We start from the raw sequence: 12,111 nt of genomic DNA, 5'->3' as shown, positions 1-12,111 counted from the left end.
AGAGCAAGATGCTAACTAGTGCTTGTGACTGTGCTGGCGACGGCGGGCCTTGTAGGCCTGCTCGCGCTGGAACTCGCGGTGCAGGCGACGCTCACGCGCCAACTTGCGCTGGAAGGCCTGGGACTCACGGTACTCGCGGTAAATCACATCGTTGCTCAAGTCCTTAAAAATAGCGAACATGAGGCCAACGAGGATGAAGAGGAATGGCAGCGCTGCCACGATGGTGACGTTCTGCAGGTTCGACAGGGCATCCTCGCTCGACAGCAGCAAGGTCAGGCCCACAGCCGCAGTGAGCACACCCCATGCCGCGGACAGCCACGGCTTGGCAGTGGTGGCACCGGACTGAGACATCGAGCCCATGACTGTCGACGCCGAGTCGGCCGACGTAATGAAGAACGTAGCCAGCAGCAGTGCCGCAACGATACCCGCAATGAAGCCGCCGGGAAGGTTTTGCAGAAGGTTGAACAGTTCCTGCTCAGCAGACTCACCAGAGATGGAGTTACCCTTCTGCTCCATGTGGATAGCGGTACCGCCGAAGATGGCGAACCACACGGTGGAGACACCAGCCGGGACAAGAAGCACGCCAACGCAGAACTCGCGGACGGAGCGACCGCGGGAAATGCGAGCGAGGAACATGCCCACGAACGGCGACCAGGAAACCCACCAAGCCCAGTAGAAGATGGTCCACGTCGACAGCCACTCACCGGCAGTTCCGTTGTCAGACTCAGCAGTACGAGCGATCATCTCAGTGAAGTTCGCCAGGTAGTTACCGATGGAACCCGGAATCTGGTTCAGGATCGACACCGTGGGGCCAAAGATGAACACGAAGATGGCCAGCAGAGCCGCCAGAATCATGTTGGCATTGGAAAGGTACTGAATGCCCTTGCCCACCCCAGACATGGCCGACAGGATGAAGGCCAAGGTCAGCACGAGAACGATGCCGATGACGACGTTCTGCGTGGGGTTCTCAATAATTCCGGAGGCCTGCAGGCCTGCCTGAATCTGCATGGCACCCAGACCCAACGAACAAGCAGTACCAAAAACAGTGGCAAAGATGGCCAAGATGTCAATGATCTTGCCCACGGCACCGTCCGCAGCGCGCTGGCCAATGAGCGGCACGAAAGCCTGGCTCAACAACTGCTTGCGGCCAATACGGAAGGTGGAATAAGCGATGGCAAGCCCCACGATGGCGTACACGGCCCATGGGTGCAGGGTCCAGTGGAACATGGCCGTGGCCATTGAGGTTCCTACCTCATTCTCACCATGGCCCGGAACGCCGTTCTTAAAGTAGTTGAGCGGCTCGGAAGCGCCGTAGAACATCAGGCCGATGCCCATGCCGGCAGCGAACATCATCGCGATCCAAGAGACCGTGGAGAATTCCGGTTCTTCGTTGATCTTGCCCAAGCGGATAGTGCCAAACTTAGAGGCAGCAATGCAGATGACAAAAATAACGAAGACTGTTCCGAAGAGGACATAGGCCCAACCAAAGTTATTCACCACGAAGCTCAGAGCATTGCTGGAGAAGGTGGCAAAGCTCTCTGGAGCGGCCAAGCCCCATGCCACAAAGGCGGCAACGAGCAGGCCGGCGATTCCCACGATGGTCCAGTCGATCGGCGAATCGATGCCACCGGGCCCGTACTCGTCGTTTTCTTGTTCCTCAACTGGTGCAGGTTCAGCCGCAGGATCGAACGCCTTGTTGGTGAGCATGTCCTGGAGCTGGCTCGTGGCTGAAGATGCCTCGAGGCGCTCGTCGACAGTGCGGTATTCTTCCACCGCAGCCGGCGAGCTCTGTCCTTGAGAGGCAGCCGAAGACACCTCCGTGTCCTTCACATTGTCTGAATTAGTCGAGTCTGTCATACCTACCGACCTTGGTGCTGTCTCATCAACTAGTCAAACTAAATCAGAAACAAAAAGACTATTCGCCACATGTATTTCGGGCATATAGCGTTCCTCAACCGGCTGTCACGAGCTTCTTGGTGCGACCGTTATTCCACTACAGCTGCTAAACGTGTACCGCAACTGTGCAGCTTGCCAGCTTGTTCGGAGGCTTTTCGGAGGTATAGCTCCCCTACTGCGCATGCCACGGCCACACCGAGCGACATAACGATGCCATAACGATTGCCACAAAAGAGACGGTCATCACTTTTTCTTATTCATGCAGCTCAGCCACGGGCAGCAAGGTAGGCATCATAAAGCTCACGATTAGACCACGCCGTTCCCGCGGCGGCCTGCTTGCAGGCATCCTTGGCCCGCACGCCCCGTTTTACCTCTGCGCGGACCTGCTCCACAAGGGTCTCCAACGACACGGGTGCGGCATCACCGCCCTCGATGACTACGGTGATTTCACCCCGCGCATTCTCTTGCGCCCATTCGGCAAGCTCGCCCAAGCAACCGCGCTTAATCTCCTCGTATGTCTTCGTCAGCTCGCGGCAGACTGCAGCGCGACGGTCGGCGCCGAGGATCTCAGAGGCGTCGCCAAGCGTCTGCGCCAAGCGGTGCGGGGACTCAAAGAAAGCAATAGCGCGCTGCTCCCCCACCAAGGACTCCAGCCACGCCTTACGCGGGCCGGGCTTGCGCGGTGGGAAGGCATCGAAGAGAAAGTGGCCTACTCCTAAGCCCGACAGGGCGAGAGCAGTCGGCACCGCCGAGGGCCCGGGGAAACACGTCACCGGCACGCCCGCCTCCACGGCGGCGGTCACGATGGAGTGTCCCGGATCAGAAACCAGCGGCATACCGGCATCCGACACGACAAGTACAGTTCCTGTCCGGGCAGCGGCAACCAGCGTGCGCGAGCGCTCTTCTTCGTTGTGGTCAAAGTTGGAGACCACCTTGCCGCGGATTTCTACTCCTAATGCCTGGGCCAGATTGCGTACACGGCGAGTATCTTCCGCGGCAATCACATCTGCGTGGCCCAAAGCCTGCATGAGACGGGCGGAAGCATCACCGGGATTTCCCAGCGGCGTGGCGGCGAGGATGACACCGCGAGGCAGGGGTTCAAGCTGAAGACTCATACTCCCCAGCATTGCACATGCAAGCTAGACTCTTCCGGGTGAGTATCGCAACCCCTACAGATCGATCTGGGCGCCGCAAGCGCACGCGCCTCTCCGCCGCGCGTGGCGCCCATACCCGGCCGGCTCCGCCTGCCCCGCGGCCCTACACCTGGACCCGGGCCGACACGATCAGCACCGCGATCATTGGTGTCTTAGCTTTTCTCACACGATTCATTGGTCTAACTGCACCGGTTTCTGAAGGCACACCCGTCTTCGATGAGAAACACTACGTGCCGCAGGCCTGGGACATGGTCACCAGCTGGCACAACCTTTTCCTAGGCGGTATTGAATCTAATCCGGGCTACGGCTTGGTTGTCCATCCGCCGCTGGCCAAGCAAATCATTGCGATATCAGAAGCGCTTTTCGGCTATACCCCACTGGGATGGCGGGCCATGGCCGCGCTTTTTGGTGTGGGCACAGTAATGCTCACCATGGCGCTGGCCCGCCGCTTGTCTGGTTCGTGGCAGGTGGGATTCCTGGCTGGCCTGCTCGCCGTGTGCGATGGTGTACTGCTCGTGGCCTCCAAATTCGGAATGCTCGACATCTTCCAAGTCTTCTTTGTGGTCGCCGCCGCATGGGCTTTGGCGCGGGATCACCAGCAGATGCGTGAACGCCTCCAGGCCGCCTTCGTGTCGGGAACGATGGGTGACTCCGACTTCGGCCCCCGTTTTGGGTTCCGGTGGTGGCGTTTTACGGCCGGCGTTTTCCTGGGGCTGACGTTGTCGGTCAAGTGGTCTGGCCTGTACTACATCATGTTCTTCGGTCTGATGAGCGTTTTCTCGGACCTCGCGTTGCGCCGTCTGTATGGCGTGCGCCGCTACATCGTGGGCACGCTGGTACGCGATACACCAGCGGCCCTCGCCTCCATCGTTGCGGTTCCTGTGGCACTGTACACCTGGTCCTGGCGTGCGTGGTTCGCTGATGAAACCGCTGTTTACCGCCACGCCAAGGTAGACGGCACGATTGAAGAGGGCTCCTGGCTGCTCCACCTCCCCGAGCCACTCGCCGGCTGGTTTTACTACCACTCTTCCGTGTTGGAGTTTCACGCTTCCTTGACCACCTCCGGTGGGCACAGCCACCCCTGGGATTCCAAGCCGTGGGCTTGGCTGGTGGCTGCACGCCCTATCCTCTACTACTCCGCCACGGACATCTCCTGCGGGGACGGCGGCTCTTGCCGCAAGATGCTGTACCTCTTTGGTACTCCCGCCATCTGGTGGCTGGTCATCCCGGCAGTGCTGTGGGGCTTGTGGTCCCTGCTCGTTCGCCGCAACCGCGCCTTCCTCATCCCGCTCGTGGGTGCAGCGGCGGGATTCCTGCCTTGGCTGGCCGTTTTCGACCGCCAGATGTACTTCTTCTATGCCACGGCTTTCATCCCGTTTGTCATCGTGCTGATATCTCTGACTTTGGGGCAAATGATTGGGCGCGGCCGTGTTCTGCAATGGCGCTGGCTCACAGGACTCTTTGGGTCCGCGATGCCGTTGGGCACCTTCCTCACCGTGTGCTACGCCGCACTCGTGGTGGCGATGTTCGCCTACTTCTCCCCGATTCTTTATGGCTACCTCATCCCGGATTCGTGGAACAGCTCCATGATGTGGCTGCCGTCTTGGTCCTAACGCGGGCTAGCGGACAACGTCCGGTAAACATCCCGCAGCAGGAATCCCCGGTCCGCCGCCCAGGCCCAGCCCAAGCTGGCGGTGGCCAAGCCCGTGCCGATGAGGATATAAACCTGCCCCGCGGCGACGCTGCCCAGGGCAAAATCGCGCATGGTAAAACCACACAGGAACGCGAACATCGTGCACGCTACCGGCAACAATCCAGGTGCCGAGGCGGGGCGCCATGCCGCAAAAGCCAAGCCACTTGCTAAACCGAAACGCAGCGCCGCAGCCTCCATCAGCAGGTGTGCGCGCCCTGGGTCAGCCCCTTCCGCGAGGGTTCCTTCGCTCGATAAGGTGGTCAAGCCTGAGGCACTAACGACGACCACGACCGCCCACACCAAAAACACCAGAGCCAACACCCCCAGGGATACTCGCGCCAACGTCAGCGACGCCTGCCGCGTGCTGGAAGCGCGCTGCCATTCCGGCTCCACGCCGGCGAGGATGACCTCAGACAGGTCTTGCGGCGGAACGCCAGCCGGTTCCACGAGGCTCAACGAGTGTGTTAGGGCTGCCGCCTTATCTCGGAAAGCCGCGCACTCGGGGCATCCCGACACGTGCGCTTCAATGACGTCCGGTGAGAGCTGCGGAGCTTCCCCATCGAGCTGTGCGGAAATCGCCGCCTGCACCTGCTCATGCGTCAGCACGGCTCAACACCCCATCCACACTGGCCCGGCCGGAGCCAAAGACGACAATCATAAGCAACGACACGATGAGAACCAGCGGATACTCGACGCCACCATCGGCTGCAAAAAGGCCATTGCCCATGTGCACGAAATACAATGCGCAGGCCATCAGGAGAGCCAAAGCACCCGCGACAAAGGTGGTGAGCAGGCCTACGACCAGCGCCGCCCCTCCCAGCATTTCCGCGAAAGCAGCCAAGTACGCCGAGGTATGCGGCTGCGGGACACCAAGTGCGGAAAACTGCCCGGTTATTTCATCCATTCCGCTAAAAAACATCTTGTCTACACCGTGCGCCACGAAGATGACTCCCAGTACCGCGCGGAAGATCAGGAGCGCGGCATCGCGTACGGCGGGTCTATTCATGGTTCATAGACTACCCTGGATGGCCACCTCTCTCCGAAAGGACTCCCGCCCAGCATGCACGTGTGGACCTCACTGGACTCTCCCCTCGGCCGCCTCACTCTCGTGGGCTCCGCGCGAGGCTTATCGCAGGTGTATTTCCCTGACGAATCCCCAAATCTCAGCGGCCTGCGACGCCTCACCGATCGCTCAGATAGCACCTGGCCGAGCGTTAAAGTTCTTGTCGCGGCCACCCAACAGATCACCGAATACTTCGCCGGCACGCGGCGAGACTTCGAGCTGCTTCTCGACGTCCCTCCTTCTCCTGAAACCTTCCGCGACCGAGCACAGCGCGCGCTTCGTGATATCCCCTTCGGTGAGCACTGGACCTATTCACGCCTTGCCGCTGCGGCTGGGAGCCCCCAAGCTGCTCGCGCCGCAGGCAGTGCCTGTGCCAGCAACCCTCTGCCGATCGTGGTGCCCTGCCACCGGGTCGTACCAGCAAGCGGCGGTCTGGGGTCTTACCGCGGGGGAGTTGCTGCAAAACGGCTACTGCTGGAGCACGAAGCGGGGAACCAATGAGTAAGTTTTAGAGTCTAAAAAGGCATGACTAGTACACAAATGGCAAACGATACGAGACTTGTTTATGACGCGACAGGGCTTGGCCGCCCGGCGTGGGCAATGACTTCCCCACTGCTCAAGGAGTATTACGACACCGAATGGGGCATGCCTGTCCACGAAGAATCCGCGCTGCTGGAACGCCTCTGCCTGGAAGGCTTCCAGGCGGGGCTGAGCTGGGAGCTCGTACTGCGCAAGCGTGATGCTTTCCGCACTGCTTTCGTGGGATTTGATGCGGACCTTCTGGCCAGCTTTGGTGAGGAGGAAGTCGAGCGTTTAATGAACAATCCAGGAATTATTCGCAACCGCCTCAAAATCAACGCGGTGCTCGCTAACGCACGAGCCACGGTGGCCTTGCGCGAGCAGGGCGGGTTGGACGAATTCCTATGGAGCTTCTTGCCTGAAGAAACCATCGCGCCGGAAAGCGAAGAAGATATCCCGAAATACACAAAAGAAGCCTTGGACATGTCCAAGGCTTTGAAGAAGGCCGGGTTCAAGTTCGTCGGCCCAGTGACCTGCTTTTCCCTCATGACGGCCATCGGGATGGTGGATGCCCACCTTCTGGGCTCACATCGCCGCGGGAGCTCGGGAGTGTGGTCGGCCTAGCGCTCAGCGCGCTTAGGCACAAGACACACTCGCGTGCCACTTAACCGACTCGCCGTGCCGCGAGATCATCACGCCGCTGGCGCGGGGAAGGATGGGGGCCGTCGAAACCACCGTCGGAATCATCCTCCGAGTACACCGGAAGGTAATCAAAATCCGGGCTTTCATCATCGATTTCCAAGATGAGGGCGCCCGGCCGGCGCAGGTTTGGCGGCAGCGACTCAGCAGGATTTTCCGCGTTGCGCACACCCAGGCGCGCACGGCGCAGGTGGTAGACGCGGCGACGAAGTAGCTCCTGCTCGCGGCGTACCTGGGCGCGCAGCGCCACCAGGTAGACCGTGGTCACAACACCAGCGATGCCCGCCAACCACCAGGTCCAACCGCCCACGACGATGCCCAGGCATACCGTTGCGACCACTGCCACGGCTAGGCCAATGAGCGTGCGCTGGCGGCGCTGGTAACGCGTGGCCGAAGCCTCCTTCTCCTTCACAGGATCCCAGCCGCCGCGGCCAAGACGGCGCTGCGCAAAGGCAAGCTCTTCCGCGGAGAGCTCGGTATCGCTGCCATTGGTTTCAGCGTCCGCAGAGTTCGTTTCTGCGACATCAATGCTCTCGCCGTCAACCGCTGTGGTCTCTTCCGGCTCCGGAGCATCATCAGCGCCGTCTGTTTCCTCGGCGTTAAAGTCCTCCGGCGTCTGGCCCAGAGAGTCAATAGCTCCCGGGTACATCAAATCGACCGGAGAGGTATAGGCGTCATCCAAGCCGTAGGCATCCTCTGCGACACTAGCGTTGGCTGGAACCGTGAAAACCTCGGCAGCGTTCGATTCAACGCTCTCGATGTCATTATCGAGGTCGTGCTCTTTGTTGGCATCATGCTCAGGTTCCGCTGCTAGCTCGAAATCCTCTTCCGCATCTTCAGCCTCAACAACTTCGCCGTCAATAGTGTCGGCGACATCTGGCTGCTCGGCAGCATCAGTCGCAGCGGTCTCAACAGGGCCGGATTGTGAATCCTCGCTGACTCCTTCGGCCTCGACCAGCTCGTAGTCTGCCTCCTCAGCACCAGCCTGCGCCTCTGCCTGGGAACTCATGCGGATATCTTCCTTACCCAAGCGCGGCTTGCGACGGCCCGGCACGGAGCCGGAATCGCCTTCGAAGAGCACGCGGGTCTCTTCAAAGGCCTCACCTGTATGGCTCATCGGGCGTTGCGAACGCAAAAGCAACGGGGCGAGGATGAAGAGCCACAACACGATTACGAGAATGATCGGCACGGCAGTCATCATGCGGCTGTGTCCCACTTTCAGGGGTCGACGAAAAAGGGAATATAACTAGGCCCCTACTCTAGCCGCCCAGCCCTGGCCTGTGGGCATCAACGAGCCCATAAATTACAAGGTTGTTACTTAAGTGAAAGCAGAGGTAGTTGACCAAAATATCGACCGGTTCAGCATTGGCTAAGCACCGCTGAGGCGGCCCGTCGCGCGCAAGCGCTCGACCGCCCCGGACGCAAAATCCTCACGGTTCAGTGCCAAGAAGTGGTGATCCCTCCACGCACCGTCGATATGCAGGTTCCGGCGCAGGAAGCCCTCATCCCGAAACCCGTTGCTGTGCAGTACCTTGCCGGAAGCAGGATTCTCCGGCAGATAGGTGGCCGTCACACGATGCAGCCCTACACGGTAAAAAGCATGGTCCACGCCGAGAGCACAGGCAGCAGTAGCCACGCCAGCTCCGTGCACCGCGGAATGAACCCAATAGCCAATCCAGCATTCGCTGACCCCTCCATGCTGGATATTGCCTATGGTCAGCTGACCCCGGAACTGCCCATCGACGTCAATAACGAGCGGCACCACCGTTCCAGCGCGGGCAGAATCACGCAGAAATATCAGGTGATTCCACCATGCCGACTGCGAATGTGCCGCATCCCACGACGTCGGCAGAGTCGGCTCTACCGGTTTAAGGAAGTCCCTATCCCCGATGCGCTGGCGCCGCCAAGACTCACCGTCCCGGCGCAGCAGGGGGCGCAGGCGCACTGTCGCCCCGCGCGGGAAGACACGAGACTCTCGCAACCGGACCGCAGGCGTAGCTTCTGGCCATCCAGGATGGTCGGGGTTAACCTCACCGCTGGCGGGAGTGGAAAAGCGCCCCGCTGCGGTACCGAAAGGATCAAGCATGATGTCGGCGGTGGCCAGCTAGCTGCGTTGGGTCAGGAACAGGACGTCCACCACGTCTCCAGGGCGGATCTCTGTCACTTCCTCCGGGATGCGGATCATCGCGTTGGCCTCGGATAGTCCGGCGAGCAAATGCGCCGGCGCGCCAGCCGCGCCGCCCAGCCCTTCCACCAGATAGTCGGAGGTGTCTGCATCCCGCATGAGACGGGCACGAATATAGCCGCGGCGCCCCGGGCGGGACTCCATGTGGTTGAGCACGCGTGCGCGCACCACGCGACGCTGACCGCTGCGCTTGCCCAGGGAGAGCCGGATCAGCGGGCGCACAAAGACCTCAAAAATAACCAGCGCGGACACCGGGTTCGAGGGCAGCAAGAAGGTCGGGATGCGTTCCTCACCTAATAGCCCGAAGCCTTGGACCGAACCGGGGTGCATGGCCACGCGGGAGGTGTCCACATCCCCTAGCTCATCGAGGACCTCGCGGATCTCCTCCGAACCCGCACCACCCACGGCACCGGAAATCACCAGCACCTCACTGCGCGCCAGGTAGGTCTCCAAGGCCTCCCGCACGCGGCGCGGCTCACCGGCAGCAATGCCCACGCGGTGCACGTCCGCCCCGGCCTCCTTTGCGGCCGCCGCGAGCGAATAAGAGTTCACGTCGAAGACCTGGCCCAAGCCAGGCTCGCGGTCGACGTCGACAAGCTCCTTGCCATAGGACACGATGGTCACGCGCGGGCGCGGATAGGCCAGCACCTTCGAGCGTCCGACTGCCGCAAGCAGGCCAATTTGTGCTGGCCCCAAGATAGTTCCGGAAGACACGGCAACATCCCCGGGCTGAATGTCATCGCCCACGCGGCGCACGAAGTCTCCCGAACGCACTGGCCGGTGTGAGGTCACGCGCTTGCGGCCGCGATCGGTCCATTCGAGGGGAAGGACGGCGTCGGCAAGCGTGGGCAAAGGCGCGCCAGTATATACCCGCACCGCCTGCTTAGGCTGCAAGCGCAAAGGCTGGCGCGAGCCTGCAGGAACCTCTCCCACCACCGGAAGCGAGCGCTCAACCTCTGTCTCCGAGGCAGGAGCATCCGCATCCTCAGCGTCGTGGCGAGTGCGCGCCTTGAGGGCCTTCTCTCCCCCGACGTCCACAGCGCGCACGGCATAGCCGTCAATGGCTGCTTGCGGAAAGCCTGGAAGCGGCTGGTTTGCCTGCACCTCCTCCGCGCACTTGAGACCTAGGGCATTCGCGATGGCGATGCGTACCGGCTCAGGAGTCATCGCTGCATCAAGAATGAACGCCATCTGGTCATCGACCGAACGCATGTACCGCCTACCTTTGCTCTGGGGTATGTGGGGCCTAAAGGGATGGAAGTTACTGGAGTAGAGCTTAGCGCGCTGGGCGTGCGAAAACTTAGTCCTTCAGTCCGTTTTCTTCTTCGTAGTCCTCCACAATCTTCTTAATCGCCTTGTAGAGCGCGGGACCGTATTTCTCATCGCGCAGACCAAAGTCCACGTTGGCCGGGATATAGCCGCCCGGGTTACCCAGGTCGTGGCGCTTGCCTTGGTGGACTACGACGTGAACGGGGTGGCCTTCCTTAATGAGGAGCTCGATGGCATCGGTCAACTGCAGCTCCCCACCTTTACCTGGTTTGATGCGGCGAAGGGCGTCAAAAATCTTCCTGTCGAGCAGGTAGCGCCCAGTGGCCACGAGGTTCGAAGGTGCATCAGCTGGATCCGGCTTCTCCACCATGCCCACGACCTTCTTCACGCCCGGCGCGTTGGTGTCCTCGACATCAAACACGCCGTAGTTATAGGTCTCCTCGCGCGAGACTTCAAAAGCACACAGAACGCTGCCACCCAGGGCGGCGCGAACACGGGCCATCTCGCCCATGACGGTAGCGGGCAGGACGATGTCATCCGGCAACATGACGGCGAAGAATTCTTCGTCATCCTCCAGCACGGATTCCGCCAAGCCCACTGCGTGCCCCAGACCCAAGGGCTTTTCCTGCTCTACGGAAATTGGGTGAATCAACTGAGCAGCGCGCTTAACCTTGGCCACCTGCTCGTCTTTGCCGCGGGCGTCAAGGGTTTCAACTAGATCAGGAAACTCCTCGAAGTGCCGCATCACTTCTTGTTTGTTCGGTGCGGTAATCACCGCGAGGCGCTGGGCGCCCACGGAAGCGGCCTCTTCTGCAATAAGCTCAATACCCGGCGTATCAACGACGGGGAGCAGCTCCTTCGGCACGGTCTTGGTGGCTGGCAAAAAGCGGGTGCCCATGCCAGCAGCGGGGACAACGACCGTGGCGATCCCAGTATGGGAATCCTCGTGTGCAATAGTCATAAGTTCCACTTTACAATGCAGCCCCCGCGCTCCCGTGCTGCGCTACGCCGTCCCGCTATGATTAAAGCCTATGACGACCTCCCCCAAGGACGCCTTAAGATCCTCACTCCTTAACGCCCGCCGCGAACGCACCTCTGAACAGCGTGCTGACGACAACGCCGCGTGGTGTGCTGGTGTAAGAGAGCTCCTGACTCCCGCGATGCGGATTGCCGCCTACCACCCACTGGGCGCAGAGCCCGGCGGCCCCAACTTCGTAGAGACCGTGGCAGCGCTCTGCAAGGAAGTCTACCTGCCCATTTCCGGAAAAAACGGCGAGCTTTTGTGGACGCTGTATGTCGGGCCGGAGGCCATGCGCCCGGGGGCGCTGGGGATTGCGGAGCCTGTCGGGCAACGCCACAGTAGCGATATCTTGGCGCAACTCGATCTCATCTTGGCGCCCGCGATGGCGGTGAGTGAATCTGGCATGCGTCTCGGGAAAGGCGCCGGCTATTATGACCGCGCGCTAACACCGCTGCCCACGGGACACCCACCCGTCGTCGCGCTGGTTCATTCCACCGAGGTCCGTGAGGTTCCTTTCGAGGAGCACGACCGGCCAGTCGATGGCATCCTCACCGAGCGCGGAATGCGCTGGCTATAGCCAGCACCCTTGTCTCGCACGCTTCGTTGGCCTGC

General features: G+C 60.9%; 12 protein-coding genes. 4 read left to right on the top strand and 8 right to left on the bottom strand.

Annotation, left to right across the window (positions count from 1 at the left end; genetic code table 11):
* Window positions 1-15: 15 nt before the first annotated feature.
* Complete coding sequence (locus tag CAURI_RS04445) at window positions 16-1,857, bottom strand: BCCT family transporter (protein ID WP_010187570.1); 1,842 nt, start codon at window positions 1,855-1,857, stop codon at window positions 16-18.
* A 305-nt stretch (window positions 1,858-2,162) separates the two neighbouring features.
* Window positions 2,163-3,011, bottom strand: coding sequence for a 16S rRNA (cytidine(1402)-2'-O)-methyltransferase (gene rsmI / locus CAURI_RS04440; protein WP_010187572.1), 849 nt, complete (start codon window positions 3,009-3,011; stop codon window positions 2,163-2,165).
* A gap of 17 nt (window positions 3,012-3,028) precedes the next feature.
* On the opposite strand from rsmI, the gene CAURI_RS04435 reads away from it, so the two are divergent.
* Window positions 3,029-4,663 carry a dolichyl-phosphate-mannose--protein mannosyltransferase gene (locus tag CAURI_RS04435; RefSeq protein WP_080550357.1) on the top strand — a complete coding sequence of 545 codons (1,635 nt, stop codon included), beginning with the start codon at window positions 3,029-3,031 and terminating at the stop codon, window positions 4,661-4,663.
* Here the strand turns inward: CAURI_RS04435 and CAURI_RS04430 are convergent.
* Entirely contained in the window at window positions 4,660-5,349 is a 690-nt protein-coding gene (locus CAURI_RS04430; RefSeq protein ID WP_010187576.1) for a zf-HC2 domain-containing protein, read from the bottom strand. The genes CAURI_RS04435 and CAURI_RS04430 overlap by 4 nt on opposite strands.
* The gene (locus CAURI_RS04425) at window positions 5,336-5,749 is read right to left on the bottom strand and encodes a DoxX family protein (protein ID WP_010187578.1); all 414 of its coding nucleotides are present in this window, start codon (window positions 5,747-5,749) and stop codon (window positions 5,336-5,338) included. The genes CAURI_RS04430 and CAURI_RS04425 overlap by 14 nt, the downstream gene beginning before the upstream one ends.
* A gap of 54 nt (window positions 5,750-5,803) precedes the next feature.
* Here CAURI_RS04425 and CAURI_RS13575 point away from each other — a divergent pair, with 54 nt between their 5' ends.
* Window positions 5,804-6,307, top strand: coding sequence for a methylated-DNA--[protein]-cysteine S-methyltransferase (locus tag CAURI_RS13575; protein WP_010187580.1), 504 nt, complete (start codon window positions 5,804-5,806; stop codon window positions 6,305-6,307).
* A gap of 24 nt (window positions 6,308-6,331) precedes the next feature.
* Window positions 6,332-6,949, top strand: coding sequence for a DNA-3-methyladenine glycosylase I (locus CAURI_RS04420; RefSeq protein WP_012714944.1), 618 nt, complete (start codon window positions 6,332-6,334; stop codon window positions 6,947-6,949).
* A gap of 40 nt (window positions 6,950-6,989) precedes the next feature.
* Here the strand turns inward: CAURI_RS04420 and sepX are convergent, their stop codons facing one another.
* The 4 genes from sepX to CAURI_RS04400 form a co-directional block, all read right to left on the bottom strand.
* Window positions 6,990-8,225, bottom strand: a complete 1,236-nt coding sequence (gene sepX / locus CAURI_RS04415) for a divisome protein SepX/GlpR (RefSeq protein WP_010187590.1) — start codon at window positions 8,223-8,225, stop codon at window positions 6,990-6,992.
* 168 nt (window positions 8,226-8,393) lie between these two features.
* Window positions 8,394-9,110, bottom strand: a complete 717-nt coding sequence (locus CAURI_RS04410; RefSeq protein WP_012714943.1) for a GNAT family N-acetyltransferase — start codon at window positions 9,108-9,110, stop codon at window positions 8,394-8,396.
* An 18-nt stretch (window positions 9,111-9,128) separates the two neighbouring features.
* A complete protein-coding gene (glp, locus tag CAURI_RS04405) occupies window positions 9,129-10,421 on the bottom strand; it encodes a molybdotransferase-like divisome protein Glp (protein WP_010187592.1) in 1,293 nt (430 codons plus the stop codon).
* Window positions 10,422-10,509: 88 nt separating this feature from the next.
* Complete coding sequence (locus CAURI_RS04400; protein WP_010187594.1) at window positions 10,510-11,439, bottom strand: UTP--glucose-1-phosphate uridylyltransferase; 930 nt, start codon at window positions 11,437-11,439, stop codon at window positions 10,510-10,512.
* Between the two features lie 70 nt (window positions 11,440-11,509).
* On the opposite strand from CAURI_RS04400, the gene CAURI_RS04395 reads away from it, so the two are divergent.
* Window positions 11,510-12,076: a 5-formyltetrahydrofolate cyclo-ligase gene (locus CAURI_RS04395; RefSeq protein WP_012714941.1), complete on the top strand. Its 567-nt coding sequence runs from the start codon at window positions 11,510-11,512 to the stop codon at window positions 12,074-12,076.
* The last annotated feature ends 35 nt before the right edge of the window (window positions 12,077-12,111 follow it).

Origin of the sequence: Corynebacterium aurimucosum ATCC 700975, assembly GCF_000022905.1 — a bacterium.
Taxonomy (GTDB): Bacteria; Actinomycetota; Actinomycetes; order Mycobacteriales; family Mycobacteriaceae; genus Corynebacterium; species Corynebacterium aurimucosum_F.
This window is presented reverse-complemented; position numbering and strand designations above follow the sequence as displayed.

What these genes read in the sequence shown, in the direction of transcription:
- CAURI_RS04445 (WP_010187570.1), bottom strand. Translation starts at nt 1,857, where the DNA reads ATGACAGACTCGACTAATTCAGACAATGTGAAGGACACGGAGGTGTCT.
- rsmI (WP_010187572.1), bottom strand. Translation starts at nt 3,011, where the DNA reads ATGAGTCTTCAGCTTGAACCCCTGCCTCGCGGTGTCATCCTCGCCGCC.
- CAURI_RS04435 (WP_080550357.1), top strand. Translation starts at nt 3,029, where the DNA reads ATGCAAGCTAGACTCTTCCGGGTGAGTATCGCAACCCCTACAGATCGA.
- CAURI_RS04425 (WP_010187578.1), bottom strand. Translation starts at nt 5,749, where the DNA reads ATGAATAGACCCGCCGTACGCGATGCCGCGCTCCTGATCTTCCGCGCG.
- CAURI_RS13575 (WP_010187580.1), top strand. Translation starts at nt 5,804, where the DNA reads ATGCACGTGTGGACCTCACTGGACTCTCCCCTCGGCCGCCTCACTCTC.
- CAURI_RS04420 (WP_012714944.1), top strand. Translation starts at nt 6,332, where the DNA reads ATGACTAGTACACAAATGGCAAACGATACGAGACTTGTTTATGACGCG.
- sepX (WP_010187590.1), bottom strand. Translation starts at nt 8,225, where the DNA reads ATGATGACTGCCGTGCCGATCATTCTCGTAATCGTGTTGTGGCTCTTC.
- CAURI_RS04410 (WP_012714943.1), bottom strand. Translation starts at nt 9,110, where the DNA reads ATGCTTGATCCTTTCGGTACCGCAGCGGGGCGCTTTTCCACTCCCGCC.
- glp (WP_010187592.1), bottom strand. Translation starts at nt 10,421, where the DNA reads ATGCGTTCGGTCGATGACCAGATGGCGTTCATTCTTGATGCAGCGATG.
- CAURI_RS04400 (WP_010187594.1), bottom strand. Translation starts at nt 11,439, where the DNA reads ATGACTATTGCACACGAGGATTCCCATACTGGGATCGCCACGGTCGTT.
- CAURI_RS04395 (WP_012714941.1), top strand. Translation starts at nt 11,510, where the DNA reads ATGACGACCTCCCCCAAGGACGCCTTAAGATCCTCACTCCTTAACGCC.